Source organism: Streptosporangium sp. CA-115845, from assembly GCF_050943795.1.
GTDB lineage: Bacteria > Actinomycetota > Actinomycetes > Streptosporangiales > Streptosporangiaceae > Streptosporangium.
In genome coordinates this window covers 1,474,151-1,500,193 of the sequence record NZ_CP191988.1, presented here as the reverse complement: position 1 = coordinate 1,500,193, position 26,043 = coordinate 1,474,151, and the positions used below count along the sequence as shown (strand labels likewise).

The following is a 26,043-nucleotide window of genomic DNA, read 5'->3' as shown; positions in this document are numbered from 1 at the left end:
GCTCCATTGCACCTTATATGTCCACAATTCGGGCATCAGGTCAGGCGATTCTGCCAGCACGGACAGCCCTCATAACGATCATGAAAAGACTGCGCCACTCCTCTCCCTGCACCCCGCCGACATCCGTAACGACCTAGTGGAACACTGGACGGCATGCGCATCGTGTCCCTCGCCGGCGGAATCGGTGGTGCCCGCTTCCTACGGGGTCTGCTCACCGCCGCCCCCGACTCCGAGATCACCGTCATCGGCAACACCGGTGACGACATAAGTCTCTACGGCCTGCGGGTCTGCCCCGACCTCGATACCGTGATGTACACCCTGGGCGGCGGCATCGACGAGGAACAGGGCTGGGGACGACGGCAGGAGTCGCACGTCGTCAAGGAGGAACTGGCCGCCTACGGCGTCGAGCCGCAGTGGTTCGGCCTCGGCGACCGCGACTTCGCCACCCACATCGTGCGCACCCAGATGCTCGACGCCGGATACCCGCTGTCGGCGGTCACCGAGGCACTGTGCCAGCGCTGGCAGCCGGGCGTGCGCCTGATCCCGATGAGCGACGACCGGACCGAGACCCACGTGGTCATCACCGACGAGCAGGGCCGCCGCGCCATCCACTTCCAGGAGTGGTGGGTGCGGCTGCGCGCCTCGGTTCCCGCCGAGCAGATCATCCTGGTCGGCGCCGACCAGGCCTCCCCCGCCCCCGGCGTGCTGGAGGCCGTCGCCGCCGCCGACGTCGTCATCCTCCCGCCGTCCAACCCGGTCGTCAGCATCGGCACGATCCTGCAGATCAAGGGCATCCGAGAGGCCCTGGAGAGCAAGACGGTCATCGGCGTCTCCCCCATCGTCGGCGGCGCCCCGGTTCGCGGCATGGCCGACGCCTGCCTGACCGCGATCGGCGTGCAGACCACCGCGCAGGCGGTCCTGGAGCTCTACGGGTCGCCACTGGTGAACGGCTGGCTGGTCGCGGAGGAGGACGCCGGAGTGGCCCTCGCCGGCGTCGACGTCGAGGCCCGCCCGTTGATCATGCACGACGTCGAGACCGCCGCCGCCATCGCCCGCGCGGCCCTGGACATGGCCACCCGGCTCGCGTCCTCCGCCACTCGCGAGGAGGGCTCGCGATGAGCCGGATCAGGCGCGGGCAGTGGAATCCCGCCGACGTCAGGATGGAGATCTTCGCCGTTTCCGGCATGCCCGAGGTCCATGAGGGTGACGACGTCGGGGAGCTGATCGCCACGGCTCAGCCCGACCTGCGTGACGGCGACATCCTCGTGGTCACCTCCAAGATCTCAAGCAAGGCCGAGGGGCGGGTCCTGCACGGTGTGCCCCGTGCCGAGGCCGTCGGCGCGGAGACGAGGCGGGTGGTCGCCCGCAGGGGCGAGACCGTGATCGCCGAGACGAGGCACGGGTTCGTCATGGCCGCCGCCGGGGTCGACGCCTCCAACACCCGGCCGGACACGGTGGTCCTGCTGCCCGTCGACCCGGACGCCTCCGCCTCGGCCATCAGGGCGCGCATCGCGGAGCTGCTCGGCGTGTCGGTCGGTGTGGTCATCTCCGACACCTTCGGCCGCCCGTGGCGCAACGGCCAGACCGACATGGCCGTCGGCATCGCCGGGGTGATTTCCTCTCTCGACTACCGGGGCATGTCCGACGACTACGGCAACGCGCTGGAGGTCACCCTGACCGCCGTCGCCGACGAGTTCGCCGCGGCCGGAGACCTGGTCAAGGGGAAGGTCGCGCAGACCCCGGTGGCGGTGATCAGGGGCATGGCCGAGTACACCACCGAGGACGACGGGCCGGGCATCCGCGAGCTGGTCCGCTCGTCCGCCGACGACATGTTCCGGTACGGCTCGCGCGACGTGGTCTTCGCCCGCAGAACCATCCGGGAGTTCTCCGCGGAACCCGTGGACGGCGCCAAGGTACGCAGGGCCGTCGACGCCGCGATCGCCGCGCCCGCCCCGCACCACACGACCCCGTGGCGGTTCGTCCTGCTGGAGTCGGCGGTGGCCCGGGAGAAGCTGCTCGACGCCATGCGCGAGGCCTGGATCGCCGACCTGCGCGGCGACGGCTTTTCTGAGGAGTCGATCGCCAGGCGGGTCAGGCGGGGCGACGTGCTGCGCGCGGCCCCGTACCTGGCGGTACCCTGCCTGGTCATGGACGGCTCGCACACCTACCGCGACGACCGGCGCAACGCCGCCGAGCGGGAGATGTTCGTGGTCGCGGCCGGCGCGGGGGTGCAGAACCTCCTCGTCCAGCTCGCGGTGGAGGGGCTGGGCTCCGCATGGGTCTCCTCCACCATGTTCTGCCGCGACGTCGTCCGCGAGGTCCTCGACCTGCCCGCCGGCTGGGATCCGATGGGGGCCGTCGCCATCGGCCACCCCGCGGCCCCACCCCGCGACCGCGCCCCCCGGCAGGCATCGGACTTCATCGTCGTCCGCTAGGGTCCGCGGCGGATCCTCCGCTCACCCGGCCGAGGTCGCGTGATCCGTGGTACCACGACAACTCCGTCCAGGCCCCGACGCCCCGCCCCGGCGCGCCCGCGTTGTCGGCCTCGGCCTCACTTCCCCTTCGGGGGAGCCTCGATCGTCACCGGCGGCTCCCAGAACAGGCCTTCCTCCTCGGGAAGGTCCTCGGCGTCGACGACCAGGTCCTCGGGCGGCGGCTCGATCGTCACCTTGGTGCCCCAGCCGGTGAAGCGCAGGTCGGAACGGATACCCAGCTCGTAGTTGTCGTTCGTCTGCTGAGAGGTCGTGGTGGTCAGGCGGGTGACCCTGCCCTTGGCGTCGAACCAGAGCCCCCAGGCGACCTTCTCACCGCGTCCCAACCCCCCGCCGAGGGGCTGACCGGGGATCTTGGAGGCATAGATGGTGCCCTTGGCCGTGCGCGGGCCGACGGAGGAGGCGGTGGCGAGCAGCGCCCGCAGCGTACCGGGTTCGAGGAGATCGACCGTGACATCCATCGGACTGGACACGAACCATCGGCTGCGCACCCAATGCTTGCCCGGCGGCAACGTGCCGATCAGCTCACCACCCGAGGTGTAGTACGCGCCGTCGACTTTGATGAGCAGCTCAGGGAAGAGGAAGAAAGAGTCCAGTTCCGGGATCTCAGAGCGGATCGGCGAGGAGAGTGTGCTGATGTCGTCCGTTTCCACCACCCCTCCCTTACGGAATCCGGCGACCCGCGTGGTCCGGCTGGTGAACAGGTGCTTGCCGTCGGCCAACATGCGGGTGACCGCGGAGACAGTGACGCCCCTGCCCGGTACGACCTGGGCGCGGAGTGCCTTGATCGGATCGGGCGCGTCGGCACGGGCGGGCAGCGGCGTGAGCAGGAGGAGGCTCACGACAAGACCGGTGGTGATCCGTCTCATTCGATTTCCTTCGGCGCCTGGAGGGAAAGAGGATCCTTCCAGGCAAAGATCACGCCGCCGTCTCGAAACTTCCCGATACGTTCGAGCGATACGGAAATGCGGAACCTTCTCAACCGGCCGCTACGCGGGCAGGTCCCAGCTCGGGCCGTCCGGGTCGCCCAGCCAGACATACTGGCGATCATGGGCGACGGTGAGCCCGAACCCGGACTGATGCGGACATCCGGCGCCCTGCCACGTCAATACTGCTTCCTCCACTTCGTCCCACAGCTTGATCGGCCCATGCTGATGCACCGTCCACCCGCCTGCGGGATCTGGCGTGGTGTCAGCCCGCGAACCGGTGCCGACATCCAGCAGGATCGTTTTGTCCTCACCCCAGGAGCACTGGACCTGCGGGGCTGCGAGTTGGGCGACCCACAGGGCCGTATCGTCGTCCTTCAGCCAGGGGCGGAACCACTCCCTGTGTTTTGAGAGATCGGCCCACACCTCCCGCAACCCCGGCCCGAAGACCGTCTCGCACCCCGCGATGAACGGCTCCGTGGGAGCGCGCTTCCCGACTTCGACGGAACCGACCTGGCTCGTCGAATATCCGATCCGGTTCCCCAGTTCTTCCTGGGTCAGGCCCGCCCCTAAACGCAAGCGCCGCAGTTCAACACCGAATGCCGCATTTCTCCCCGCCTTTGGGTCCAGCTCGCGTGGTGCAGACATAGTTACCTCCCGGTGGGGTATCCGGCGACATCCAACACATCCGTCAGACATCTAAAGCACAGCTTGCCGGGAGATTGCCCTTTCGAGTTTTCCCACAAAGTACTCCCCAAGCAGCAAGCTATGAAAGGGAAGCGAGAAATCAGCGGACGCCATAAGTCTCGTCCCACACCGAAATCTACTACTGATGCGGCATCCGTAAGCCGTTTATCGGTCATAGAGGACGGGTGCGGTGATGTGCTTATTTCAGGATCAAAGCCGACTGAGGTCGGCGTTCTGAAACCCCGCGACGACATCGCAACTCACCGGCTCTTTGCCGTCGCCACGGTGGCCCGCAGCGAGCCCGCCGCGATCCTGGCCGACGTCTTCCGCCCGGGCCCCGGCAGAACGGCGATCCACACCGAGCGGCACAACGTCTTCGTCGGCCTGGACGAGACCGCCCTGCTGCGCAGGGTGCTCGCCACCCAGTTGATCGTCCGCCTCCACGACCTCCAGCCCGCGCCACGCCTGGTGAGCAGGACCGGTTGAGACCCCCTCGGCAGAGCTCCTTCCCACAGGACGGTCACACCCGACCGACAACGCCCTGCCGAGGGCCCCCGCGCACAGGCGCATTCCCGCGACACCGATCCCCCATGCCGCGCAGAGCGAGGAGAGGGAGCGACCGGGCGCCCGGCCCTCATGGGAGCCGGCACCGTTTCCGGTTCCGGTCACCGCAAGGCTCCGGGGCCCGATCTGGGATTCACAGGCTCAGCCGTAGCGGATCACGTTCGCGACCACCGCGAACAGGATGAGCGCGCCCAGGCCGACCACGATCATGTGGCGGACCGCCTTCCAGGCCGCCGACTTGGCGCCAGGGATCTTCGACGCGGCCTCGGCGGCCGCTTCGATCGCCTTGCCCCATCCCGCCCAGGTGTCCACCGTCCGCTGGAAACGCCGTCCGACGAAGAACACGATGGTGACCACCACGATGAGGGTCAGGGTCCGGGCGTTCGGGCTGTCCACGTCGCTCTCCTACCGGGGGGAAGCAGGATCCTCGTCACTGCCGGGATGTCGGGAACCGTCAGAGCCGTGAGACGGCGAACACGATCATTGCGATCACGATGAGCGCCATGATCCGGCCGTCGGCGCTTTCCATCAGATACCTCCAGCGTGGATACCCCCGCCTTCAGGCGGGGGAGGAAACGCGGCACGGTGTCGCGCTTCCGGATGGGTGGAGCCGTAGCCGTCTGCTCGTTGGAGCAGGCGGACGTGGCGGTGGCCGATGCCCTGCACGGTGCCGTTCCGGGTGGTGATTACCCCTACCTGGAGAGAAGCAGGATTTCGTCACCAAGAGTAAGTCAATGACTACAGAAACTCCAGACGCCTTCCCCGATCTCCTCGCTGGAACGATCCAGAGCTCCGGCCGGAGCGACCGCTCGCCCCCGCGACAGCTGGTTACGGGGCCTTGGCGCAGGTGGGGTGACAGAGGCGGCGGGCCAGGGCGGACAGGAAGACATCGATGATCTCTTCTGGGCGCTGGGCAACGTGCAGGGAGCCGTTGGTGACCGAGGTGATCTGGGTGAGGGCGGCACGGTCGAGGTCGGTGCCGAAGGCGAGGACGACGATCTGGACGGGTCGCGCGGGGTTCCACTCACCGCGGAGCCTCTCCACCAGCTTGGCGCCGGAGACGCCCTTGCCGTCGTCCTTGCCCGCCGTGATGACGAGCAGGGTGTTGTTCATGGTCTCGTCGTAGGACTCGGTCAGCGCGCGGAACCCGGCGATGATCGAGTCGTACAGGGCGCTGGGCTCCTTCGGGTCGGCGCGCAGGGTCCGGGTCAGCTCCTCCAGGCGGCTGCGCCGGATGACCTGGCCGCCGTCGGGCTCGGTGATCGGGCCGAGGCGCACCCGCTCGCGCTGGTCCTCCCCCTTGGCTGAGGAGAACTCCCACATGCCCATGTGCGTGGAGCCGGGAAAGAGCTGCAGGCCGAGCCTGGCGGCGTCAAGGGCGACGGTCAGCCGGGTCTTCCCCTGCTGCCCGTTGATCGGCCCGGCCATGTGCTTGCCGCTGTCCGCCAGGACCAGGATGTTGGTCGGCGGGGCGAGCCTGCTCCACGCCGCCAGCGCCTCGTCGATCATGCCGGGCAGGATGGTCGGGCGGGTGCGGGGCGCCTCGGTGGGAATCTCGGGACCGGGTGAGTACGGCCCCAGGGAGCCGTCGGGCGAGCGGAAGCCCGCCCTGCGGGCCGCCTCCTGGGTCTCGGGGGAGCGCAGCCAGGCGGCGAAGGCTCTCGACCCGCTCGCCTTCGCCTCGTCGGAGGAGGTGACCACGTACGGGTAGTCGAGGTTGATGGTCCCCTCACGGGGGTGCAGGGCGGTCACCGGGTCGTCCGACGGCCGGCGGTTGTGCTCCCAGACCGACTGCTCGGGAACGATCACCACGGGGCGCTGCCAGAAGGAGCGGTCGTCGACGGCGGCGAGCATGGTCCGGTAGTCGGGCGCCGCCCCCGCCTGCGCCCAGCGGACGAACGCGGTGAGCGCGCGGTCGGCCTCGGCGCCGCTGCCGACCACGTCCCTGGCCGCGGCCACGGTGGCGATTCCGGCACCCGCCAGCGACGGGTCGGGGACGCGGACCACGTCGGGCTCGTTCTCGGTCGGCTGGATCCGGCCACGGGTGGTCGCGGGGAAGACCATCCGCCAGTTCATGTCGGTCTTACCGACCGCGAAACGCCGGGCCAGGGACTTACGGGTGGCGAAGACCAGGGGCGAGGTCGCCATGACGGTCTCGGTGCCGGCCAGGTTCGCGGCCCCCTGCTTGCGGGCGAGCCGGATCCAGGCCGAGGAGTCGGAGATCCAGCCGTCCGGGCGCTCGCTGAGCACCCCCGCGGTGCCGCCGAGCAGGGTGCGCAGCACCGTGGCGGGCGGCTGCTCGGTCACCTGCACCAGCACGCACCGGCCGTCGACGCCCGCCCCGCTCCGGTTGAACCGCCCCGCCGCCTCCATCACGGTCGGGGCGATGTCGACGGCGGCGGCGACCCCGACCAGCACCGGGTCGCGGGCCGAGCACGAACCCCCCGCCTGGTCGAGCACCAGGACGGCGCTCCCCGCCAGGGCGACCGCTATCGCGACCGCCGCCAGCGACAGGCGCAGCAGGACCTGACGCCGACGCCGCTCAGCGCCGACGGCCACACGGTGTCGACCGGAGGAGGGCACACGGAGACCTCTCGCTAGAGGAGAAAGACGATTGTGTCAATGAACCCCTCACGGAGGGCAAGCAAATATAGAACTTGTTATAACTTTGTCGACGCCTCCAGCGGGAGCAGTGGAAGGGCGTTGGGGCGGACGCTCCGGCAGACCCCGTCGCTCGCCCTGGCCGCGGCCAGCCGCTCGGCGTCGGGCACGCCGTAGGAGGTGGTCCGCTGCCGGATCGGCCGCCCGGTCGGGGCGACCATGGCCTCGATCTCGCTGATCGTCTTGAAGGAGCCGTTCTCCGACCCGGCCATCCTGCTGATCGTCTCCTCCATCAGCGTGCCGCCGAGGTCGTTGACCCCGCCCATGAGCACCTCGCGGCAGAGCCCATCCTGGAGCTTCACCCAGGAGCACTGGATGTTGGCGATCGCGCCGTGCAGCAGGACGCGGGCCAGCGCGTGCACCGCCCGGTTCTCCCGCGCCGTCGGCCCCGGGCGGGCGATCCCCGCCAGGTAGATGGGCGCGCTGTGGTGGACGAACGGCAGCAGCACGAACTCGGAGAACCCGCCGGTCTCCTCCTGCATGCGGCGGATCAGCCGGATGTGCTGCACCCAGTGCGCGTGGTTGTCGACGTGGCCGTACATCATCGTGGAGGTCGTCGGAATGCCGACCCGGTGCGCGGTGGAGATGACCTCGACCCACTCGGCGGTGGGCAGCTTGCCCTTGGTCAGCACCCAGCGGACGTCGTCGTCGAGGATCTCCGCCGCGGTGCCCGGCAGCGAGTCGACGCCCGCCTCCCTGGCGGCGACCAGCCAGTCCTCGATGGACAGGTTGGTGCGGCTGGCCCCGTTGATGACCTCCATCGGTGAGAACGCGTGGACGTGCATCTGGGGCACCCTGGCCTTGACCGCCTTGGCGATGTCGAAGTACGCGGTGCCGGGCAGGTCGGGGTGGATGCCCCCCTGCATGCACACCTCGGTCGCCCCTGCCTGCCATCCTTCCCAGGCGCGGTCGGCGACCTGCTCCAGCGAGAGGGTGTAGGCGTCGGCATCGGTGCGGCGCTGCGCGAAGGCGCAGAAGCGGCAGCCCGTGTAGCAGACGTTCGTGAAGTTGATGTTCCTGTTCACCACGTAGGTGACGTCGTCACCGACCGCCTCCCTGCGCAGGCCGTCGGCGATCCGGCAGAGCTCGTCCAGCGCGGCGTCGTCGGCACCGGCGCCCGACGGGTCTCCGGCGAGGTCGAGGAGGACGAGTGCCTGGGCGTCGCTCAGCCCCGCCGGGTCGCGTTCGGCCTGCCGCAGCGCCTCCCGCACATCGCCGCTGACGGCGCCGCCGCGCCCGGTGGTGCCCTCCGCGGCGGGCAGGCGCTCCCGCAGCGCCTCCCAGTCTCCGTAGACGTGGTCGAAGTCGTCACGACGGTCGGCGGTACGGCCCTCGGTGTCGACCGCCGTGTGCAGGTCGACGCGGCCCAGGGAGGCGAAGCCCCCGTCGGGCTCCTGCCAGGGGCGGCCGGTCACGACCGCGTCCTCGCGGGCGAGGCCGGTGCCGGGGTCCGCCAGGGCGGCCACGTGCGCGTTGAGCCTCGGGTCCAGCCAGGGCTCCCCCGCCAGCACGAACTCGGGATAGATGGTCAACCGCTCGCGCAGCGTGAACCCGGCGGCGGCGGTGCGGGCGGCGAGGTCGTCGATCTGCGGCCAGGGGCGCTCGGGGTTGACATGGTCGGGCGTCAACGGCGAGACACCGCCCCAGTCGTCGATGCCCGCCCTGATCATCAGCTCGTACTCGGAGTCGACCAGGTTCGGCGGAGCCTGCACCCTCGTCTTCGGCCCCAGCACCAGCCGGGTCACCGCGATGGTGGCGGCCAGTTCCTGCAGGTCCGCGTCGGGCATGCCGCGCATCGCGGTGTCCGGCTTGGCGCGGAAGTTCTGGACGATGATCTCCTGGATGCCGCCGTACTCGCGCGCCACCTTGCGCAGCGCGAACAGCGACTCGGCGCGCTCGGCGACCGTCTCCCCGATGCCGATGAGGATGCCGCTGGTGAACGGCACGTTCGTCCGCCCGGCGTCCTCCAGCACGCGCAGCCGCACGGCGGGGTCCTTGTCGGGTGAGCCGTAGTGCGGCTGCCCCTTCTCCTCGAAGAGCCGCCGCGAGGTCGTCTCCAGCATCATGCCCATGGAGGGCGCGACCGGCTTGAGGCGCTGCAGGTCCCGCCAGGTCATGACGCCCGGGTTCAGGTGCGGCAGCAGCCCGGTCTCCTCAAGCACCCGCACGGCCATCGCGCGGACGTAGGAGAGCGTGTCGTCGTAGCCGTGCGCGTCCAGCCACTCGCGGGCCTGGTGCCAGCGGTCCTCCGGCCGGTCCCCCAGGGTGAACAACGCTTCCTTGCATCCCATGGCCGCCCCCTGCGCGGCGATCTCCAGCACCTCGTCGGGGCTCAGGAACAGGCTCTCCAGCTTGTGCGGGGCGGTGGCGAACGTGCAGTATCCGCAGCGGTCCCGGCAGAGCCTCGTCAGGGGGATGAAGACCTTGCGGCTGTAGGTGATGATCCCCTGTCGTCCGACCGCCTCCAGACCCGCGTCCCTGACCCTCCCCGCGTGGTCAAGGAGGGTCTCCAGATGTGTGTCCCGGGCGTGCAACAGGACTGTGGCCTCGGCAAGATCAAGAGTTCTGCCATCGCGCGCCCTGGCCAGAGCCCGGCGCATCGCGTTGTCGGTGGGGTTGGGACTCATGACGTCACAGTACGGCGCGACGCCCACCTGCCCGGTGGCGGGTACCGGACCCCGATCCGACACTTCAGATTCACTAAAGACTCACCACAAGCAGATCTCGATAGACATAAATGCTTGCAGATACATAAATTAGACATGTCAGCCGGAGCCTTCGCAGTCACGAAGATCCCCGGCCCTCCTCCGAGGCCCCACCTCGGACCCCACCCCCAGGAGCCGAAGATGTTCTGGTTCTTCCTCGCCCTTGTCGCCGTCGCCGTTCTCGCCCCGCTGGTGGGCGCCGACACCCGTGACAGCCTCGACTGGCATCACCGAGAACCCTCCCCCGACGAGGGTGCGCTCAGCACGACCTCCGGTCACGCGCGGGCGGCCGCGGCCCGCGAGCGGATGGCCGCGCACCGCCCGACCCCGGCGGCCGGCTGACCCTGCGCCTGGAAAGCCCCACCGGACGCGGCCCGTGCCGACCGCGACCGATCCGCCGTACGGCGGGGCCGGTCAGATGTCGCTGGAGAAGCGGATCGCGGACTCGGGGAGCACCACACCGGGCCAGACCCGGCTGCCCGCGAGCAGTTCGTTCCCGGGACCGACCACGGCGCCGTCGCCGACGACCACATCCCTCAGGACCGCTCCACAGTCGACCCGCGCGCCGATGCCGATCACCGAGTCGACCACGACCGCGCCCGAGTGCACGATGCAGTCGTCTCCGAGCACGCTGCCACCGACCTGCGCCCCCGACTCCACGATCGCGCGGGCGCCGATCACGGAACCGCCGGACACCTTGGCCTCGGGCGAGATCATGGCACCGGGCAGCGCGAGGAAGTCACCGGTGGGCCCTGGCAGCGCGGGCGAGGCGAGCCGGCCGAGGACCAGGTCGCGGGAGCCCTGCACGAAGGCGGCGGGCGTACCCACGTCGAGCCAGTAGGACGCGTCGGCGTAGCCGAGCACCAGGGCGCCGTCCTCGATCAGGCCGGGGAAGGTCTCGCGCTCGACCGAGACGACCTGCCCCTCCGGGATCGCGTCGATCACCGAGCGGGTGAAGACGTAACATCCGGCGTTGATCCGGTTGGTGACCGGGTTCGGGGTCTTCTCCAGGAAGGCGGTCACCCTCCCGTCGTCGTCGGTCGGCACGCAGCCGAAGCGCGAGGGGTCGTCCACCTCGGTCAGGTGCAGGGTGAGGGCCGCCCCCCGCGCGACATGCGTCGCGATCTGGTCGCCGATGTCGTGACCGGACAGGATGTCGCCGTTCAGCACCAGCACCGGATCGCCGGGGCCGCAGGTCAGCGCCTTGGCGGCATTGCGGATGGCCCCGCCGGTGCCGAGCGGCTCCTCCTCCGTCATGTACTCGAGTTCGAGGCCGAACGCCTCGCCGTTCCCGAACGCCTCGGAGAACATCTCCGCCCGGTAGGAGGTGGCGAACACGATGCGTCGCACGCCGAAGGCCCTGGCACGGGCGAGCTGGTGGGAGAGGAAGGGAACTCCCGCCGTGGGCAACAGGGGTTTCGGGGTGTCCAGCGTCAACGGACGCAGGCGCGTCCCTCGTCCACCGACAAGGAGAATCGCCTCTAGGTCCGACAAAGGGGTCTCCATCATGCCGCGAGGTTAACTCACTATTCGGCCGCGCGCTGGTAAGAGAGCAGGTGTGCCTCGGCCGAGGCGTCCCAGGTGAACTCCTTGGCACGGGCGATACCCGCCGCGGACAGCACGTCCCTGCGCTCGGGTGAGGAGAGCAGCGTGCGCAGCGCCGCGGCGATGCTCTCGGCGTCCGGCTCGGTGTAGGCGACCGCGTCGCCCCCCACCTCCGGCAGCGAGGTACGGTGCGTGGTGAGCACCGGCGCGCCGCAGGCCATGGCCTCCAGCACCGGCAGCCCGAAGCCCTCACCCCGCGAGGGAAAGGCCGCGACCACCGCCCCACCGAGGAAACCGCACAGGTCGGCAAAGGACAGGAAGCCGGGACGGAGCACCCGCACCGTCGAGGGGACCTGCTCCACCGCGGCGTCCACCTCGACGTCGCGGACGCCCCCGGCGAGCACCAGGGCGGGCGGGTGGGAGATGTCCTCGACCGCGCGCACGAAGCCGCGGATCAGGTTCGGCACGTTCTTGCGGGGCTCCAGCGGGCCGAGGAAGGCCACGTAGGGGGTGCCGTGCAGGCCGAGCCGGTCGGAGGCGTGCTTGACCTCGCGCTCGGACGGCGGATGGAACAGCGCCGGATCGACACCGTGGTAGGCGACGTCGATGCGGGTCGGGTCGGCCGAGAGCAACCTGATCAGCTCGTCCCTGGTCGCCTTGGAGGGCACGATCACCCGGGTGGCGTGCCGGACCGCCGTGCGGGTCGCCGCGCGGAAGAACGCCGCCTTGACCGCGTCGTGCTGCAGGGGCTCGGTGAAGCAGGTGAGATCGTGCACCGTCGCCACGGTCGGCAGGCCCGAGCTCAGCGGAATCGAGTAGTAGGGGGCGTGGATGACCTGGGCGGCGACCTGCCGGGCGAGGAAGGGCAGCCCCGTCTGCTCCCAGGTCAGGCGGGCGGCCCTGTTGGTGATTCCGTGAGGCCCCGGCACGATCAGTGCGGAGGGCGCCAGTCCGGCATATCGGGCAGCGTCGGCGCGCTGGCAGACGACCACGAGATCAGCGCCCGCCCTGTCCAGCGCGGCGACGAGTCCATCGACGTACCTGATCAGCGCACCGCGATCGGCCGGAACCGCGGCCGCGTCGACGAGCACTCTAGGCGTCAAGAAGGATCGCTCCCCTCATGATTCACATGGGACGGCCGTCCCCCTCCTCCGTTCACTCTATTGCCAGAGTCTCCGAAATCATGGGGGAAATCACACGGCTTTTCCCGAAGCGTGGTCCTTATTGGAAGCCGTGGCGCGGCGCGCGGCCAGACCCGCGAGACCCGCGCAGACGAGATCGCCAAGAATGATCACAATCCGGGAGCAGAGCGCCGCCGCTATGGCCGACCCCCGGTCCAGGACGGGCGCCAGGACGGCCACCATGGCCACCTCCCGCACGCCCGCCCCCGCCGGGACGACGAACGTCATGATCCCCAGGCACCACGACAGGGCGAACGCGCCGATGGAGAACAGGACCGCGGAGAACCCGGAGGGGCCGAGGTCGTGCACGATCGCCGCCAGGTGCAGCCCGTACGCGATCCAGCCGCCCAGTGCCCAGCCCAGCGCGGTGAGCATGCCCCTGCGGGTGAGGGGACGCTCCAGCGGCTCGCGCCTCAGCTTGCGCAGCCCGAACCCGAGGACCGCGTTGACCACCCTCGGCTCGAAGGCCACCGCGAGCACGGGGATCAGCAGGAACGCCCAGGCGTACGGCGCGGCCGCCCCCGGCTGGGCCGCCAGCAGCGTCACCCCCGAGACCACCAGACCGCTGCCGAGCTGCACCGGCAGCGTCAGGAAGAACGCCGCCGCACTGCGCGACCGGGGAACGCCCAGCTCGCGCCCCATCTCCATCTGAGCGATCACCGGCCAGAGCGAACCGGGGATGTACTTACCGAGCTGGCCCACGAAGAAGACCCTCGCCCCCGCGCGCAGCGGCAGCGGCGAGCCCAGGTCGGCCAGCAGCGCCCGCCAGGTCATCATCCCGCCGCACAGCGCGGCGAGCACCGCCACCAGCGACAACACGAGCGACAGCACGGACAGCCGGGCGAACCCCGCGCGGATGTCGTCCCACTGGCTCAGCACCACCCAGGTGCCGAACCCGAGCGCGAGGAGCAGGAAGGCGACACGGGCCAGCCGTCTCAGGGTGGACGCCTCGCTCACCGCAGGCTCACAGGGGACGTACCGGCTCGGGCGGCTGCGGCAGCGACCGCCCGGCCGGGCGGCGCTCCCCCCTGGTCGCCACCCACAGGTAGGTGGGCACCACGGGCAGCAGGGCACGCAGCACCGGGCGGGGCAGCCGCGACAGCACGCCACCAGCCACCCGCCCCGCCACACCGCCGAAGAGCTCGTCGCCCGCGAACGCCGCCGGAGTGGCGAGCACAGGGAAGGTGTAGTCCCACACCCGCAGGCCGCGCACCATCTTGCGCAGGCCGCGCCGGGTGCGATAGCGCTCGTAGTAGCTGTCGGCCCGGCCGAAGAGCCGCACGTAGCGGTCGGCCGCCGCGGGCGGCAGGTAGGACAGGAACGGCAGCTTGTAGTGCGGCTCCATCACGCCGAGCCGGTTGCCCAGCCCGAGATAGAGGACACCGTCCGCGGAGAGCACCCGGCGCATCTCGGCCATGATCGCGTCCGGGTCGACCACGTGCTCGTAGATGTGGTTGAAGACCAGTACGTCGATCGAACCGTCGGGGAAGGGCAGCGCGGTGCCGTCGGCGCAGACGAACTCGACCCGCTCGCCGAACCGCTGGGCCGCCTTGCGCAGGCCCGGCACGTCGATGTCGACGCCGAACGTCCGGCTCGCGCCCGCCGCGGCCAGCTCGTCGGCGATGAACCCCGCCGAGCAGCCGATGTCGGCGACGGTCAGACCGGCGAGAACGTCCTGTTCCCTGCCGAGAAAGTGCCCGAGCACCGCGACGATCTTCGCGGCCTTCCTGCGGCGCTTCTCCTCGTCCAGCATCGCCGCCTGGAACTCGGAGTACTCAAGCTGCGCGACCCGCTCGGCGCTCATCACTCGCTCACCGCTCCTCTTCCCTGTCGCGTGCTGCCGGGGCTGGTGCCGGACCGCGCACGACGCCCCCGGACGCTCCAGCACGCCGCCCAAGAGTACCGGTGACCGGCGACCCTACCGCCGAGTAAGAAGAGCGTCGTACCCTTGGCGGATGCTCAGCCGACTGCGGTCAAGCCGCCTGCTCCGGGTGCTACTCGCGCTGGTCGCGGTGGGTTTCCTCGGCTACGGACTGGCCAGGAACCGCGACGAGACCGTGGCCGCGATCTCGCAGCTCTCCTGGTGGTCGCTCGCCGGGTCCTATCTGTCGGTGATGGCCGGGATCGGTCTCATGGTGCTGGCCTGGCGGGCGCTGCTGGCCGGAATGGGCTCCCCGCTGCCCCTCGGGATCACCGCGAGGATCTTCTTCATCGGCCAGCTCGGCAAGTACGTGCCGGGCAGCGTCTGGGCGTACGCCGCGATGATCGAGCTCGGCCGCGACCACCGCGTCCCGCCCCGGCGCATGTTCGGCTCCATCACCCTGTCGGTGCTGATCTCCCTCGGCTGCGCCCTCGCCGTGGCGGCGGTGACCCTGCGCGAGACCATGACCCAGGCGTGGTACCTGCTGGCGCTGATCCCCGTCATCGCCGTCTGCCTGCACCCCGGGGTGCTCACCTTCGGCCTCAACCTGGCCATGCGGATCGCCCGCCAGGAACCGCTCGGGCAGGGCCGGCTGCTCAGCGGCCGTGCCGTGCTCACCGCGGTGGCCCTCACCGTGGCCGGCTGGCTGACCTACGGCCCGCACCTGCTGCTCCCCATGGCGGACCTGGGCGCCTCCGGCGACTCCCTGTACCTGGTGGCGACCGGCGCGTACGCGCTGGCCTGGGCGACGGGCATCCTCACCGTGGTCGTCCCCGCCGGGATCGGCGTCCGCGAGGGGGCGATGGTGCTCGCCCTGGCTCCGGTGCTCGACTCGCCCAGGGCGCTGGTGGCCGCGGTGGTGTCCAGGGTGATGTTCACCCTCGCCGACGTGAGCTGGGCCGGAATCGGCTTCCTGTGGGGCAGGGCCTTTGGCACCGCCGGGGAGCCCGTGGCGGCACGAGAGGGTACCGCCTGAGCCCCGGCCCGGCTCAGCGAGAGACCAGCGCCTCGACGTAGGCGGTCCAGTACGGCTCGGGGTCGACCGCCTTGACCCCGGCGCGGAGCCGCTCGGGCTCGCCGGGGCGGTAGAACGCGGCCAGCGCGGCGCGCAGTTCCTCCACCGAACCCGGCTCGACCAGCAGCCCGTCCACCCCGTCGGTGACGTGGTCGCCGAGCGTGCCCGCCCGGCTGGCGATCACCGGCACCCCGTGCTCGTGGCCGAACCACACCTGCTGGCTGGCCGTCCCGCTCCGGTAGGGCAGCACCAGCGCGTCCACGTCCGCGAACAGCTCCGGCACGTCCGCCGCGGGCACGTAGCCGGGCCGCAGCTCCACCCGTCCGGTCAGCCCGAGCTCGGCGACCAGCGCCCTCGTCGCCTCCTCCTGACCGCCCCAGAACTCCCCGGCCACCCGCAGCGACACGCCCTCGGGCAGCGCGCGGACGAGCAGGTCAAGCCCCTTGTAGGGCCGGACGAGGCCGAAGAACAGCAGCCGGTCGTGCACGCCTGCCACGGGACCGCGCCCCGCGTTTCCCGACGGCAGATGCGGGGCCATCTCGGCCACCCGCACGGGCGCGGCGGTCAGCTCGCGGGCCTGCGCGGCCTGCCGCTCGGAGTGCACGAGCACCGCGTCCACCCTGCGCAGCAGCGCCTTCATCAGCGGCGTGTCGTACGGCTTGCGCTCGTGCGGCAGGACGTTGTGGCAGAGCGCCACGACCCGGGTCCGGCGCCCCAGGCCGGAGAGGATGCCCAGGTAGGGCGGGACCTGCACCGGGCTGAGGACGGCGAGGACGACCAGGTCGGCGCTCCGCAGCCGTCGTCCGGCGCGGACCCAGCTGTCCGGCCGGCGCCAGTCGAGGTCGCGCCGGACGTGCGGGAACGGCTCGCCGTCGGGGATGTCGACGGTCTGCTGGCCCGGATACAGGAAGGAGGGGTACTGCGCCCGCCACGACTCGATCACCACGTCGTGCCCGGCCGCTCCCAGCCGATGGGCCAGCTCCGTGGTGTGCGCGGCGCCGCCGCCCTTGTAGGGGTACGTCGGCCCGACGACGACGATCCGCATCTACTCGCTCCTGGAGCGCACGATGAGGTCGGCCAGCAGCGCCAGCGAGCCGATGAGCAGGCCGGAGATGAAGATCACAATGGTGTTGCTGGTCAGGTAGAACCCGTAGCGGACGATGTCGACGACGCCCTTGACCAGGCCGATGCCGACCAGCCAGAGCGCGGGCGGCATGAGGACCTTGAGCGGGTTGAAGTACATGACCATCCGCAGCACCTGCAGGATGTAGCGGTAGGCGTCGGAGACGAAGCTGAACTTCGACGTGCCGGCCCGCTTGCTGTAGCCGATCGGCAGGTAGTAGACGTCGTGCTGGTTCGACAGGAACGACAGCGTGATCGTGGTGACGCAGGAGAAGCCGGGCGGCAGCAGTCGCAGGTAGGGCTTGGCGACCGACTTGCGGAACGCCCGCAGCCCGCTGTTGAGGTCGGGGATCTTCTGCCCGGCCAGCCGCTCGGCCACCTTGCGGATGAACCACTTGGCCGGCACCCGGAGGAACTTGTGCGAGCCCTCCTCACTGGTCCGCGCGCCCACGACCTGGTCGATCGCCGGGTCCTTCTCCAGGATCTGGATGAGCTCGGGGATGCGCTCGTTCGGGTAGGTCATGTCGGCGTCGGTCCACACGACGATCTCGCCGCGCGCCTCCTGGGTGCCGATCCTGCGCACCGTGCCGGAGCCGCCGTTGCGGTGGAAGGCCCTGATCCGCATGTGCGGAAACCTCGGCGCGGCCTCCTCCAGCCTGGCCAGGGTCTCGTCCGTGGAGAAGTCGTCGACCGCCACGAGCTCGTAGGTGTATCCACTGTGGTCCATCGCCTCGCAGATGCGCTCGACCTCGGCGATGACGTGGTCCTGCTCGTTGTAACAGGGCAGGACGATGGTCACGTACGGTGTTGCGTCCACAGCTGATCCACTCTCAGGCTCTCGGGCATGCTCTCCGACGGGCGAGGATACTCTGCCCGGCTGGCAACCGAGCGCACTTCACCTTCTCAGGACAGCTCCCCGGAGCGTTCCTGGGCGAATCCCATCCAGGAACCTTCGTCAAAGCGCCTGGCCGATCCGACGCCCGCCATACCCTCCACCGCGTCGATGACCACCGGCGCATCCCCCGGATTCGCGAGCTTGACGTAGTAGCTCTCGGGAAGAGGAGCGTCGCTGGACTTCTGCCCCCACACGTATGCGAACACCCGGCGGGCGTGGGCGACGTCCTCGAAGTAGACGCTCTCGCTCTCCCGCAGGGCGACGAGCCTGGCCCCGACGGCCTTCCGCTCCCGCGCCGTGGCCGGTCCCCGCCCCTTACAGGCGAAGATCGTCCCCTTGCGCCCGCACAGCGAGACGACAACCTCCGCTCTACCCCCCCAGAAGAACCCTCCGAAGGTCATGACGTTGGCGACGCCCGGCGCCTTGTCCATGGCGGAGCCGAACGGCGCCAGGTCGCGCCATCGGTGCAGCCTGCCCCTGAACGACTCCGGCATGTCCTCCAGCTGGATGGCGGAGAGCAGCACCTTGTTGTTGGCGTTCTGCTCCCTGAAGTTCGCGTACGCCTCCTCCTGGGACTCGAACTCCACCTCCGCCACCTCGGGCATCGCCCGCAGCCTCGTCTCAAGCGCGCGTCTCTGTTTCGCCGTGATCGCCCGCTTGCGGCACTGCTCGAAAAGGTCCTGATCCTTACACAGGAAGACGTCGAACGTACCGCCCTGGGGCCAGTCGTCCGGCGGTGGGGACACCTTCTTGTTCCCGGGCCACGGTCCGTCAGGAGACGCGGCTCCCCTGGCGGTGCCCTCCAGGATGGGCGAGCCGACGCCCCCCACCGCCCCGAGCACCACGGCGGCGACCATCGCACCGGTCAGCAGGGCACGACGTCCCCCGGCCCACCTCCGGGCACGAGACCCCCACCCCGGACTCCCGAGAGACGACTCCTCGGTCTCGAAGGCGGCCCTGCCAGAAGGCACACGGCCAAGGCCCCACGCACCGCGGATCCCGGCGCCTCCGTCGCCCGAGCCGACCGCCGGATCCGTCACGTTCAATGTGCCACCCAGCCTTAAGCGGATATTTCCACCAACATCACAACACGAATCCCCGCACTCTGATCATCAATGATCAGGCCACCCGTCAGCAAACCAATACACATACCGACTGAACCGAACATCCGATCAGGAGAGGCGGGGGTCCATCGGACAGGACCCAGCTCCGTCAGTTGACAGGCACCTATTCGACGCGGCCAACGCCCGACATGCCCTTGACCGCGTCGACAACCGTCTGCGCGGCAGCCGGATCCGCAAGCTTGACGTGGTAATTCTCCGAGATGATGACAATACGGAGAGTGCTAGAGGTGAGCTTGCCCATCAGGAGATACTCGAAGGCCCGGCGAGCATGGGCGGCGTCCTCGAAGTAGACACGCTCGACCCCTTCAAGCTCGGTGAGCCTGGTCTCGATGGCCTTCTTCTCTTCCTCCGTGGCCGCACCTCGGCCCGCACAGGGGTCGGAAGCCTCTTCCGTCTTCTCGGTTTCCGAGTTCTCGGCTTCACACAACCCGATGGAGAGATCCGCCTTATCCTCCCAGAAGTTATGGCCGAGGACGTATCCGTAGGAGACACCCGGCGCGTTCTCCACGATGGTTGCGAACAGCTGGAAGTCGGCCCGGCGGTGGAGTCTGCCGTTGAACGATGTCGGCAGGTCCTCAGGCTGAATGGCAGAGGTCAGAACCCAGTTGTCGGCATTCTCGTCCACGAAGTTCGCCCACGCCGTCTCCTGAGATCTGAATGTCACCTCTGCGACCTCAGGCGTCGCACGCAACCTCTCCTCAAGTGCCCGCTTCTGCTCTGGAGTGATCGCCCGCTTGTGGCACCTCCCGGAGGGGTCGTCGTCCCTGCAGAGAGAGATGGTGAACGTCGCCCCCTCGGGCCAGGGGCCGTCCGGTGGTGGGAGCACCCGGACGGAGTTCTCGTACCCATCCGTGCTTCCGGCCATCCCGAGCATGAGGGCGACGGCCGCCACACCGGCCAGCAGGGCACGACCGGCTCCGGCCCGTTTCCAGGCGCGAGTCCTCCGCTCCGGATCCCCGAAGGACAGCTCTTCGACGTCGGACACATCGTTCCGGTCATCCGAGCCGATCACCGGATCCGTCGCATCCAACGCGTCACCCGCCGCAATAATCCAGCATTTAGCCCAATATCCTGGCACAGGAACCTGGGCTTTGATCACTAGCAATAAAGCGGGTTCTCTCGGGCTATCTGGGCACCTACGTCGGCGGATGCTCCAGCGGACGGGAAACGACGGCTGCCCGGATGTCACCCGGGTCCGAGATGAGGATGCTCGCTGTGCCTCGGATCGTCATGACCCCGGGTGGGCACCGGGACGGGCACGAGTTCTCAGGTTCTCGGATCCTCACGAGGAACCGTCATCCAGACGTCGGCGGCCAGCGACCAGGTGCCGTCGGGGGGATCGACGAGGGAGCGCTCGTCCTGGCGGGTGCGGAGGTTCATGATGTGGACGGGGGTGCCGTACCCGGAGACCTGACGGGCCTCGGCGGCCAGCAGGACCGGGACGCGACCGGCCGCGCGGATCCGGGTGACCAGCCGTCTGACGTCGCTCGTCCGAGGAACGTTGGTGCGGTAGAGGGTGAGTCTGGCCGCGGGCAGGCCGCAGCTGCTCCGGACGAGCTGGGTGAAGCGGGCGGCGGTGACGCGCTCGACGACGAGCACCGAGGCTCGCGCGGGCAGGGCCGCGCACAGCGCCTCGACCGCGGCGCGCTCGCCGCGCTCGATCGGAGTGAAGGCGGTTCCCCCCGAGACGAACGCCACGGGGACGAGGAGGAGAACCGCGCCGGCGGTGGCGAGACCCCTGCGGGCACGTGGGCCGTACCCGGCCCCGCGCGCCCGGTCCCGCACCCAGCCGAGGCCCCAGACGGCCAGCAGGATCAGGCCCGGGATGACGACGGGGACCAGCCGCCGGGCGGCCCACGGCTGGTCGGGCGTGATTCCGGGGCGGTAGAGCGTGGTGGCCGTGGTCCAGGCGATGACGGCCAGTGGCAGCAGCCACTCCGGAGCCGTCCCCCGCACCAGCCTGCGGGCGAGCAGCGCCGCGGCGAAGGTGGCCAGCAGTGCCGCGGGAAGCCCGACGTACCAGATCACCCAGTACGCCGAGTTCTCGTAGTAGAGCCGGGAGCCGTCGATCGGCAGGCCGTTGACCCGCTGCACCCCCATGATGAAGTCGGCGGTCAGCCGGTCCTCGACGGTGGCGGGTGGCCGGATCACGGTCTGCAGCCAGGGCCGGGCCGCGAAGGCCGCCCCGGCCAGCACGACCAGGCCTCCGGTGATCTCGGGCAGCCGCGGAATCCGGGCGGCACGCCGCAGCGGCGCCGCGAGCCGGGGAGCGAGCGCCGCCACCGCGACGGTGAGCACCACGACCGCGCCGCAGATGGCCAGCAGCGGGACGAGCGAGCCCGACAGGTATTTCAGGTAGGGGCGCGACAGCAGGTAGGCGGCGGCGAAGCCCAGCCCGGTCCCCACCGCCAGCCCGCCGAGCAGCGGCACGCCCAGTCGTCCTCCGTCGCGGTTCCCAGCCCGGCGGACGGCGATGAGCAGCCCGGCGTAGACAAGCACGGGAAGGACGTCGCGCAGCCCGTCGATCCTGACCATGACGGCCAGCCCGAACACCAGCCCCGCCAGGGCCGCACCGGTCCGCGCGGAACGGATCGCCGCCGGATCGGTGCCCGAGGACACGGGCGGCGGATGATCGACACCGGCGACACCGGAACGGATCGCCGCCGGATCGAGGCCCGAGGACACGAGTGGCGGATCGCCGACGCCGGCCGTGCTGGAACGGATCGCCGCCGGATCGGTGCCGGAGGGCACGGGCGGCGGGGGCCCGATGACACCGGAGCGGAGCCTGGCCTCGGCGTCGTACAGCAGGGCGAGGCCGCCGAAGAGCAGGATCAGGGACGGGATCTCGCTGAAGGTGGTCCGCGAGGTGTAGAGGATCGGCAGGCTGACGGCGAAGACCAGGGCGGCGAGAGGCGCCCAGCGGGCCCCGACGAGCCGGGCGACGACCCCGGCGAGCACCAGCACCGCCGCCGCCCCCAGCACCGGCGGCACCAGCAGCAGCCCGGCGACGTCACCGAGCCAGGCGCCCACCGCGTGCAGCATCGGCGCCCCCGGCATGAACTGCGGCACGACCGCGCCGTCGAAGCCGTAGAAGCCCACGCTGTCGAAGTGCAGCGCCGGGTCGAGGCCGCCGAAGGCCTGCTCCTGGAAGGGCACCGGCAGCGAGCCGTGCCTGGCCAGCCAGATGCCGTACTGCGCGTAGGTGGCGGGGTCGCGTCGGACGATCAGCTGCTCGCTGCGGAACAGGCCGTTGAAGACTCCCGAGGCCAGTGCGACCGCGATCACCCCGGTGACCTGCCACGCCGTCGCCGGGATGGTCTCCGGCAGGCGCCGCAGACCGTACCGGCAGAGCAGCGCGGCGGCCGGCAGGCCCAGCAGGACCGCGGCGAGCGGCCGGAACCAGCCGAGCAGCAGCAGCGGCAGCCCGGCCAGCAGCCAGCCCGCCAGGACGAGCGCGGGCACGACCGAGACCACGGCGAGCACCTTGCCCGCCGAGGGGCCCGTCGAGGGCCTGCGCGTACGATCCAGCCAGCCGGTGGTCATGACTCGACCCGAGCGTACTGGCAACCGAGACCCGCGCCGGGCACGGGCGCGCGGGACGGCGGTGCCGTGCCGCCCGGCGTCCCACCTGGCGCGGAAGCCGGTAGCGTACCCGCAGCGCGTCAGAAGGGGGAAGAGTGATCGGGTGGGCGGGGCTGTGGCGGCACCGGTCCCTGGGGACGGTGACCACGCGTGTCGGCCGGGTCCGGCGACCCGCGATCTCGCGCGGCGGCCCCGGCGGGGCGGCGGCCGGAACCCGGCCGGGATTCGTGACCACCGCATGAGCGACGGCGGCTCCTCCCCCGCCCCTCGCGGGCTCCCGAAACGTCGCCGGCTCCCCGGCCGGCGGTGGTTCCCAGACCGCCGCCGGTTCTCCGAGCACCGCTGGTTCCTGCTCGTGTTGGGCGTGGGGGCCGCGCTGCGGGTGATCGCCATGCTCGGCTACCGGCCCGCGCTCTGGTTCCCCGACTCCTACACCTACGTCGTCACCGCGTTGAAGCCCCGGCCCGACCTGGTCCGCCCGGCCGGATACCCGATGTTCCTGCGACTGCTCGAACCGTTCCACGACTTCGCCTTCGTCGCGCTGGCCCAGCACCTGCTGGGGCTGGGTGCCGGCGTGCTGGTCTATCTCACCGCGCGGCGGCTGGGGGCGCCCACCTGGGCCGCGACGCTCGCGTCCGTCCCCTCCCTGCTGGACGCCTACCAGATCGAGCTGGAACATCTGCTGGTCTCCGACACCCTGTTCACGGTCCTGGTCCTCTCGGCGGTCTGCCTGGCCGTGCGCCGATCCGTCGGATGGCGTACCGCGTGCGGGATCGGGCTGCTGCTCGCGGCGGCCACGCTGACCAGGACCGTCGGGCTGCCGCTGGTCGCGCTCTTCGCGGGCTGGCTGATCTTCAAGCAGCGGGGCCGGGTGGCCGCGGCGGGGGTGATGATCGCCGCCGCCACGGTGCCGATCCTCGGGTACGGGGCCTGGTTCCACGCGACGTACCAGCGGATCGGCATCGTGGGCGCGAACGGGGTCTTCCTCTACGCCAAGACGATGACCTTCGCCGACTGCGACGTGATGCGCCCGCCACCGGACCTGGCGGTGCTCTGCGACCCCCGCCCGCCCGCCCTGCGCCCGCCCGCGCAGGAGTACGTCTGGGCGCAGGACTCACCGCTGGTCAAGCTGCCCGGCATCACCTTCAGCCGCGGGAACGACGCGCTGGCCGGGCGGTTCGCGTCGCTGGCGATCCGGAGCCAGCCGCTGGACTACCTGGGCTCGGTCGCCTCGGAGCTGGCCCGCTCGTTCACGGTGGACCGCCCGGTCTACCCGGATCAGGAGATCTACGACTACTACCTGTTCCCCGCGACGCCGCCCGCGCCGCCCGGACGCTACCCGGCGACCGCGGGCGCCCAGGCCGCGGAGCGCTACCAGCGGGGTCCGATCACCACCCGGATCGTCGAACCGTACGCGGGCTGGATCCGCGCCTACCAAGGTGTCGCCGGACTGCCCGGCGCGGCGGTGCTGGTGATCCTGCTGCTGCCGCCCGCGGCGGCGTGCGTCCGGCGGTTCCGCCCGGACACCACGGCGTGGGTGCTGCCCTGGTCGGTGGCGGTGGTGTTGCTCGCGATGCCGCCCGCGGTGGCGGAGTTCGACTACCGGTACGTCCTGCCGGCCGTACCCGCCGCCTGCCTTGCGGCGGCCCTGGCCGTACGTAAACCTAATTTCAGTAACATTCCACTAAATGTCAGCATTTGAGTATGCTGGCCGCCGGATCATCACGGCGCTGGCAGGGGGCGGTCTTGGCCAAGTTCGCATCATCACGGCTCCTGGCGCGCCCCTCGTGATCTACTCTCTGGGCGCGATGAGCGAGCTGCGCGAGAACCGGACGATGCCGCCAAGCAGGGGAATCGGATGAGCGACCACCGGCAGGCCTCCGTGAAAGACCAGCGGACGGCACCCGCCTCCCACGGCCGCAGAGGGGCCCGGCGTGCGGGCGGGGAGGGCCCTCCCTCTGAGCAGCTTCCGGCAGCACCTCCGCCGCAGCCGAAGGGCAGGGGCCGCAAGCAGAAGCGGCTCGGCATCGGCGCCTGGGCGAGCATCGCGGCGACCAGCCTGCTGGTGCTCAGCACCCTGGGCGGCTACAAGGTCTACCGGGACACGCTCGGCGAGGTCAAGACGATCAGCCTCACCGGCAAACTGGGCAACAACCGGCCGGTGAACGCCACGGGCGCGCTCAACGTGCTGATCGTGGGCTCCGACACCCGTGAGGGCGACAACCTGAAATACGGCCAGAAGATGGCCCACGACGGCAAGCGCACCGACACGATCATCCTCATGCACATCGCACCCGACCGTGACAAGGCGACGTTCGTCAGCTTCCCCCGCGACTCGGTGGTCGCCATGCCCGCCTGCACGTCGGAAACCGGCACGCCGGTGGCGGCCCGCACCGAGATGATCAATGCCGCCTACAACGAGGGCGGCATCACCTGCACGATCTCCACCATCGAGTCGCTCACCGACATCCGGATCGACCACTTCGTCGAGGTCGACTTCACCGGTTTCAAGAACATCGTGAACGCCCTCGGCGGTGTCCGGATCTGCCTGACCAAGCCGGTCGACGACAAGAAGTCCAAACTCACCCTCGCGGCCGGCTGGCACCTGCTGGCGGGCGAGAAGGCACTGGGCTACGTCCGGCTGCGCAACTACGGCGACGGCAGCGACATCGGCCGGATCAAGCGCCAGCAGGTCTTCCTCAGCCAGGTGGTGAAGAAGGCCACCAGCAGCGAGCTGCTGACCGACCCCTTCAAACTGCAGAACTTCATCAAAGTCGCCGCCCAGTCCGTCCGGATGGACGAGGACCTGGCGAAGGACACCGGCACCCTGCTGGAGATCGGGCAGAGTGCCCAGAAGCTGACCGCGAGCGGCGTCAAGCTGATCACCGTCCCGTGGGGCCCGCACCCGGACGACAAGAACCGGGTCGCCTGGGTGCAGCCGTACGCGGACCAGCTCTTCGCCGCGATCAAGAACGACACCGAGGTCACCCCACCCCCCGACACCAAGGTCAAGACCGTCAACCGCGAGCAGGTCAGGCTCCAGGTGTTCAACGGCACGGACGCCCCGGGCCGGGCCAAGCAGGTGGCCGACGAGCTGGCGGAGCAGGGTTTCGTGGTCACCCACGTCGGCAACGCCCGCCCGGCGACCGGCAACGTGCCCACCACCACGGTGCGCTACGCCAAGAAGGACACCGAGGACGGCCCCGCCTACGGCGACGCGGTGGCCGCCAGGCTCTCCGGCGACAAGCGCACCCCGGTCGCGGGCAAGGTCAAGCCGGTCACCACCGAAAAGTACACGCCGCCCACCGCCCCCAAACCCACCTCCGGCGCCAAGACCCCGACCGGACCGGTCATCCAGCTGATCATCGGTGCCGACTGGCCGGGGGTCCGGGTCCTTCCCAAGATCCCGGACGCCCTCACGGACAAGGTCGTCGACAGCAAGACCGACCCCTGCACCTGACCTCCTCGCCCGGCACGCGGGCGGGGGCGTCCGGGCGGAGCACCGTGCCCGGACGCCACGACCGGATCTCGTGACCGGGCCTCGTGACCGGATCTCGTGACCGGGCCGAGCGGCGAGGCCACGGCGTCCGGGCGGCCGGGTGTCACGGCGAAGCCGGGCGAAC

At 70.3% G+C, this 26,043-nt stretch carries 21 protein-coding genes; 7 read left to right on the top strand and 14 right to left on the bottom strand.

Annotated elements, in window-relative coordinates:
- Positions 1 to 153: 153 nt before the first annotated feature.
- Positions 154 to 1,119 (top strand): 2-phospho-L-lactate transferase, encoded by a 966-nt coding sequence (gene cofD / locus ACQP0P_RS09225; RefSeq protein WP_433373544.1) that lies wholly within the window; start codon positions 154 to 156, stop codon positions 1,117 to 1,119.
- Positions 1,116 to 2,435: a coenzyme F420-0:L-glutamate ligase gene (locus ACQP0P_RS09220; protein ID WP_433373542.1), complete on the top strand. Its 1,320-nt coding sequence runs from the start codon at positions 1,116 to 1,118 to the stop codon at positions 2,433 to 2,435. Before cofD ends, ACQP0P_RS09220 begins: the two co-directional genes overlap by 4 nt.
- A 116-nt stretch (positions 2,436 to 2,551) precedes the next feature.
- Here ACQP0P_RS09220 and ACQP0P_RS09215 read toward each other — a convergent pair whose 3' ends face one another.
- Both ACQP0P_RS09215 and ACQP0P_RS09210 read right to left on the bottom strand, forming a co-directional pair.
- Positions 2,552 to 3,361: a hypothetical protein gene (locus ACQP0P_RS09215; protein WP_433373540.1), complete on the bottom strand. Its 810-nt coding sequence runs from the start codon at positions 3,359 to 3,361 to the stop codon at positions 2,552 to 2,554.
- 120 nt (positions 3,362 to 3,481) lie between these two features.
- Entirely contained in the window at positions 3,482 to 4,066 is a 585-nt protein-coding gene (locus ACQP0P_RS09210) for a helix-turn-helix domain-containing protein (protein WP_433373537.1), read from the bottom strand.
- A gap of 324 nt (positions 4,067 to 4,390) precedes the next feature.
- Between ACQP0P_RS09210 and ACQP0P_RS09205 the strand changes: the two genes are divergently transcribed.
- Positions 4,391 to 4,591, top strand: coding sequence for a hypothetical protein (locus ACQP0P_RS09205; RefSeq protein ID WP_433373534.1), 201 nt, complete (start codon positions 4,391 to 4,393; stop codon positions 4,589 to 4,591).
- 219 nt (positions 4,592 to 4,810) lie between these two features.
- Here the strand turns inward: ACQP0P_RS09205 and ACQP0P_RS09200 are convergent, their stop codons facing one another.
- From ACQP0P_RS09200 to ACQP0P_RS09190, 3 genes are all read right to left on the bottom strand, one after another.
- A complete protein-coding gene (locus ACQP0P_RS09200) occupies positions 4,811 to 5,065 on the bottom strand; it encodes a hypothetical protein (protein ID WP_433373531.1) in 255 nt (84 codons plus the stop codon).
- Between the two features lie 432 nt (positions 5,066 to 5,497).
- Entirely contained in the window at positions 5,498 to 7,228 is a 1,731-nt protein-coding gene (locus ACQP0P_RS09195) for a substrate-binding and VWA domain-containing protein (RefSeq protein WP_433373528.1), read from the bottom strand.
- A 101-nt stretch (positions 7,229 to 7,329) separates the two neighbouring features.
- Entirely contained in the window at positions 7,330 to 9,930 is a 2,601-nt protein-coding gene (locus ACQP0P_RS09190; protein ID WP_433381775.1) for a bifunctional FO biosynthesis protein CofGH, read from the bottom strand.
- A 246-nt stretch (positions 9,931 to 10,176) separates the two neighbouring features.
- On the opposite strand from ACQP0P_RS09190, the gene ACQP0P_RS09185 reads away from it, so the two are divergent.
- The gene (locus ACQP0P_RS09185; RefSeq protein ID WP_433373526.1) at positions 10,177 to 10,377 is read left to right on the top strand and encodes a hypothetical protein; all 201 of its coding nucleotides are present in this window, start codon (positions 10,177 to 10,179) and stop codon (positions 10,375 to 10,377) included.
- A 72-nt stretch (positions 10,378 to 10,449) separates the two neighbouring features.
- On the opposite strand, the gene ACQP0P_RS09180 is transcribed toward ACQP0P_RS09185, so the two are convergent.
- From ACQP0P_RS09180 to ACQP0P_RS09165, 4 genes are all read right to left on the bottom strand, one after another.
- Positions 10,450 to 11,544 carry a sugar phosphate nucleotidyltransferase gene (locus ACQP0P_RS09180; RefSeq protein ID WP_433373524.1) on the bottom strand — a complete coding sequence of 365 codons (1,095 nt, stop codon included), beginning with the start codon at positions 11,542 to 11,544 and terminating at the stop codon, positions 10,450 to 10,452.
- 17 nt (positions 11,545 to 11,561) lie between these two features.
- Positions 11,562 to 12,683, bottom strand: a complete 1,122-nt coding sequence (locus ACQP0P_RS09175; RefSeq protein WP_433373521.1) for a glycosyltransferase family 4 protein — start codon at positions 12,681 to 12,683, stop codon at positions 11,562 to 11,564.
- A 90-nt stretch (positions 12,684 to 12,773) separates the two neighbouring features.
- Entirely contained in the window at positions 12,774 to 13,718 is a 945-nt protein-coding gene (locus ACQP0P_RS09170; RefSeq protein WP_433373519.1) for a lysylphosphatidylglycerol synthase domain-containing protein, read from the bottom strand.
- 7 nt (positions 13,719 to 13,725) lie between these two features.
- On the bottom strand, positions 13,726 to 14,565 hold the full coding sequence (locus tag ACQP0P_RS09165; protein ID WP_433373516.1) for a methyltransferase domain-containing protein: 840 nt from the start codon (positions 14,563 to 14,565) through the stop codon (positions 13,726 to 13,728).
- A 151-nt stretch (positions 14,566 to 14,716) separates the two neighbouring features.
- Here ACQP0P_RS09165 and ACQP0P_RS09160 point away from each other — a divergent pair, with 151 nt between their 5' ends.
- A complete protein-coding gene (locus tag ACQP0P_RS09160; protein WP_433373514.1) occupies positions 14,717 to 15,658 on the top strand; it encodes a lysylphosphatidylglycerol synthase domain-containing protein in 942 nt (313 codons plus the stop codon).
- Positions 15,659 to 15,671: 13 nt separating this feature from the next.
- On the opposite strand, the gene ACQP0P_RS09155 is transcribed toward ACQP0P_RS09160, so the two are convergent.
- The 5 genes from ACQP0P_RS09155 to ACQP0P_RS09135 form a co-directional block, all read right to left on the bottom strand.
- The gene (locus ACQP0P_RS09155) at positions 15,672 to 16,742 is read right to left on the bottom strand and encodes a glycosyltransferase family 4 protein (RefSeq protein ID WP_433373511.1); all 1,071 of its coding nucleotides are present in this window, start codon (positions 16,740 to 16,742) and stop codon (positions 15,672 to 15,674) included.
- Positions 16,743 to 17,636 (bottom strand): glycosyltransferase family 2 protein, encoded by an 894-nt coding sequence (locus tag ACQP0P_RS09150; protein ID WP_433373508.1) that lies wholly within the window; start codon positions 17,634 to 17,636, stop codon positions 16,743 to 16,745.
- An 86-nt stretch (positions 17,637 to 17,722) separates the two neighbouring features.
- Complete coding sequence (locus tag ACQP0P_RS09145; protein WP_433373505.1) at positions 17,723 to 18,685, bottom strand: permease-like cell division protein FtsX; 963 nt, start codon at positions 18,683 to 18,685, stop codon at positions 17,723 to 17,725.
- A gap of 256 nt (positions 18,686 to 18,941) precedes the next feature.
- Complete coding sequence (locus tag ACQP0P_RS09140; RefSeq protein WP_433373502.1) at positions 18,942 to 19,868, bottom strand: permease-like cell division protein FtsX; 927 nt, start codon at positions 19,866 to 19,868, stop codon at positions 18,942 to 18,944.
- A 236-nt stretch (positions 19,869 to 20,104) separates the two neighbouring features.
- Positions 20,105 to 22,381, bottom strand: coding sequence for a hypothetical protein (locus tag ACQP0P_RS09135; RefSeq protein ID WP_433373499.1), 2,277 nt, complete (start codon positions 22,379 to 22,381; stop codon positions 20,105 to 20,107).
- A gap of 277 nt (positions 22,382 to 22,658) precedes the next feature.
- Between ACQP0P_RS09135 and ACQP0P_RS09130 the strand changes: the two genes are divergently transcribed.
- Together ACQP0P_RS09130 and ACQP0P_RS09125 are read left to right on the top strand one after the other, a co-directional pair.
- Positions 22,659 to 24,122 carry a hypothetical protein gene (locus ACQP0P_RS09130; protein WP_433373496.1) on the top strand — a complete coding sequence of 488 codons (1,464 nt, stop codon included), beginning with the start codon at positions 22,659 to 22,661 and terminating at the stop codon, positions 24,120 to 24,122.
- 156 nt (positions 24,123 to 24,278) lie between these two features.
- Positions 24,279 to 25,880 carry an LCP family protein gene (locus ACQP0P_RS09125; protein ID WP_433373493.1) on the top strand — a complete coding sequence of 534 codons (1,602 nt, stop codon included), beginning with the start codon at positions 24,279 to 24,281 and terminating at the stop codon, positions 25,878 to 25,880.
- The last annotated feature ends 163 nt before the right edge of the window (positions 25,881 to 26,043 follow it).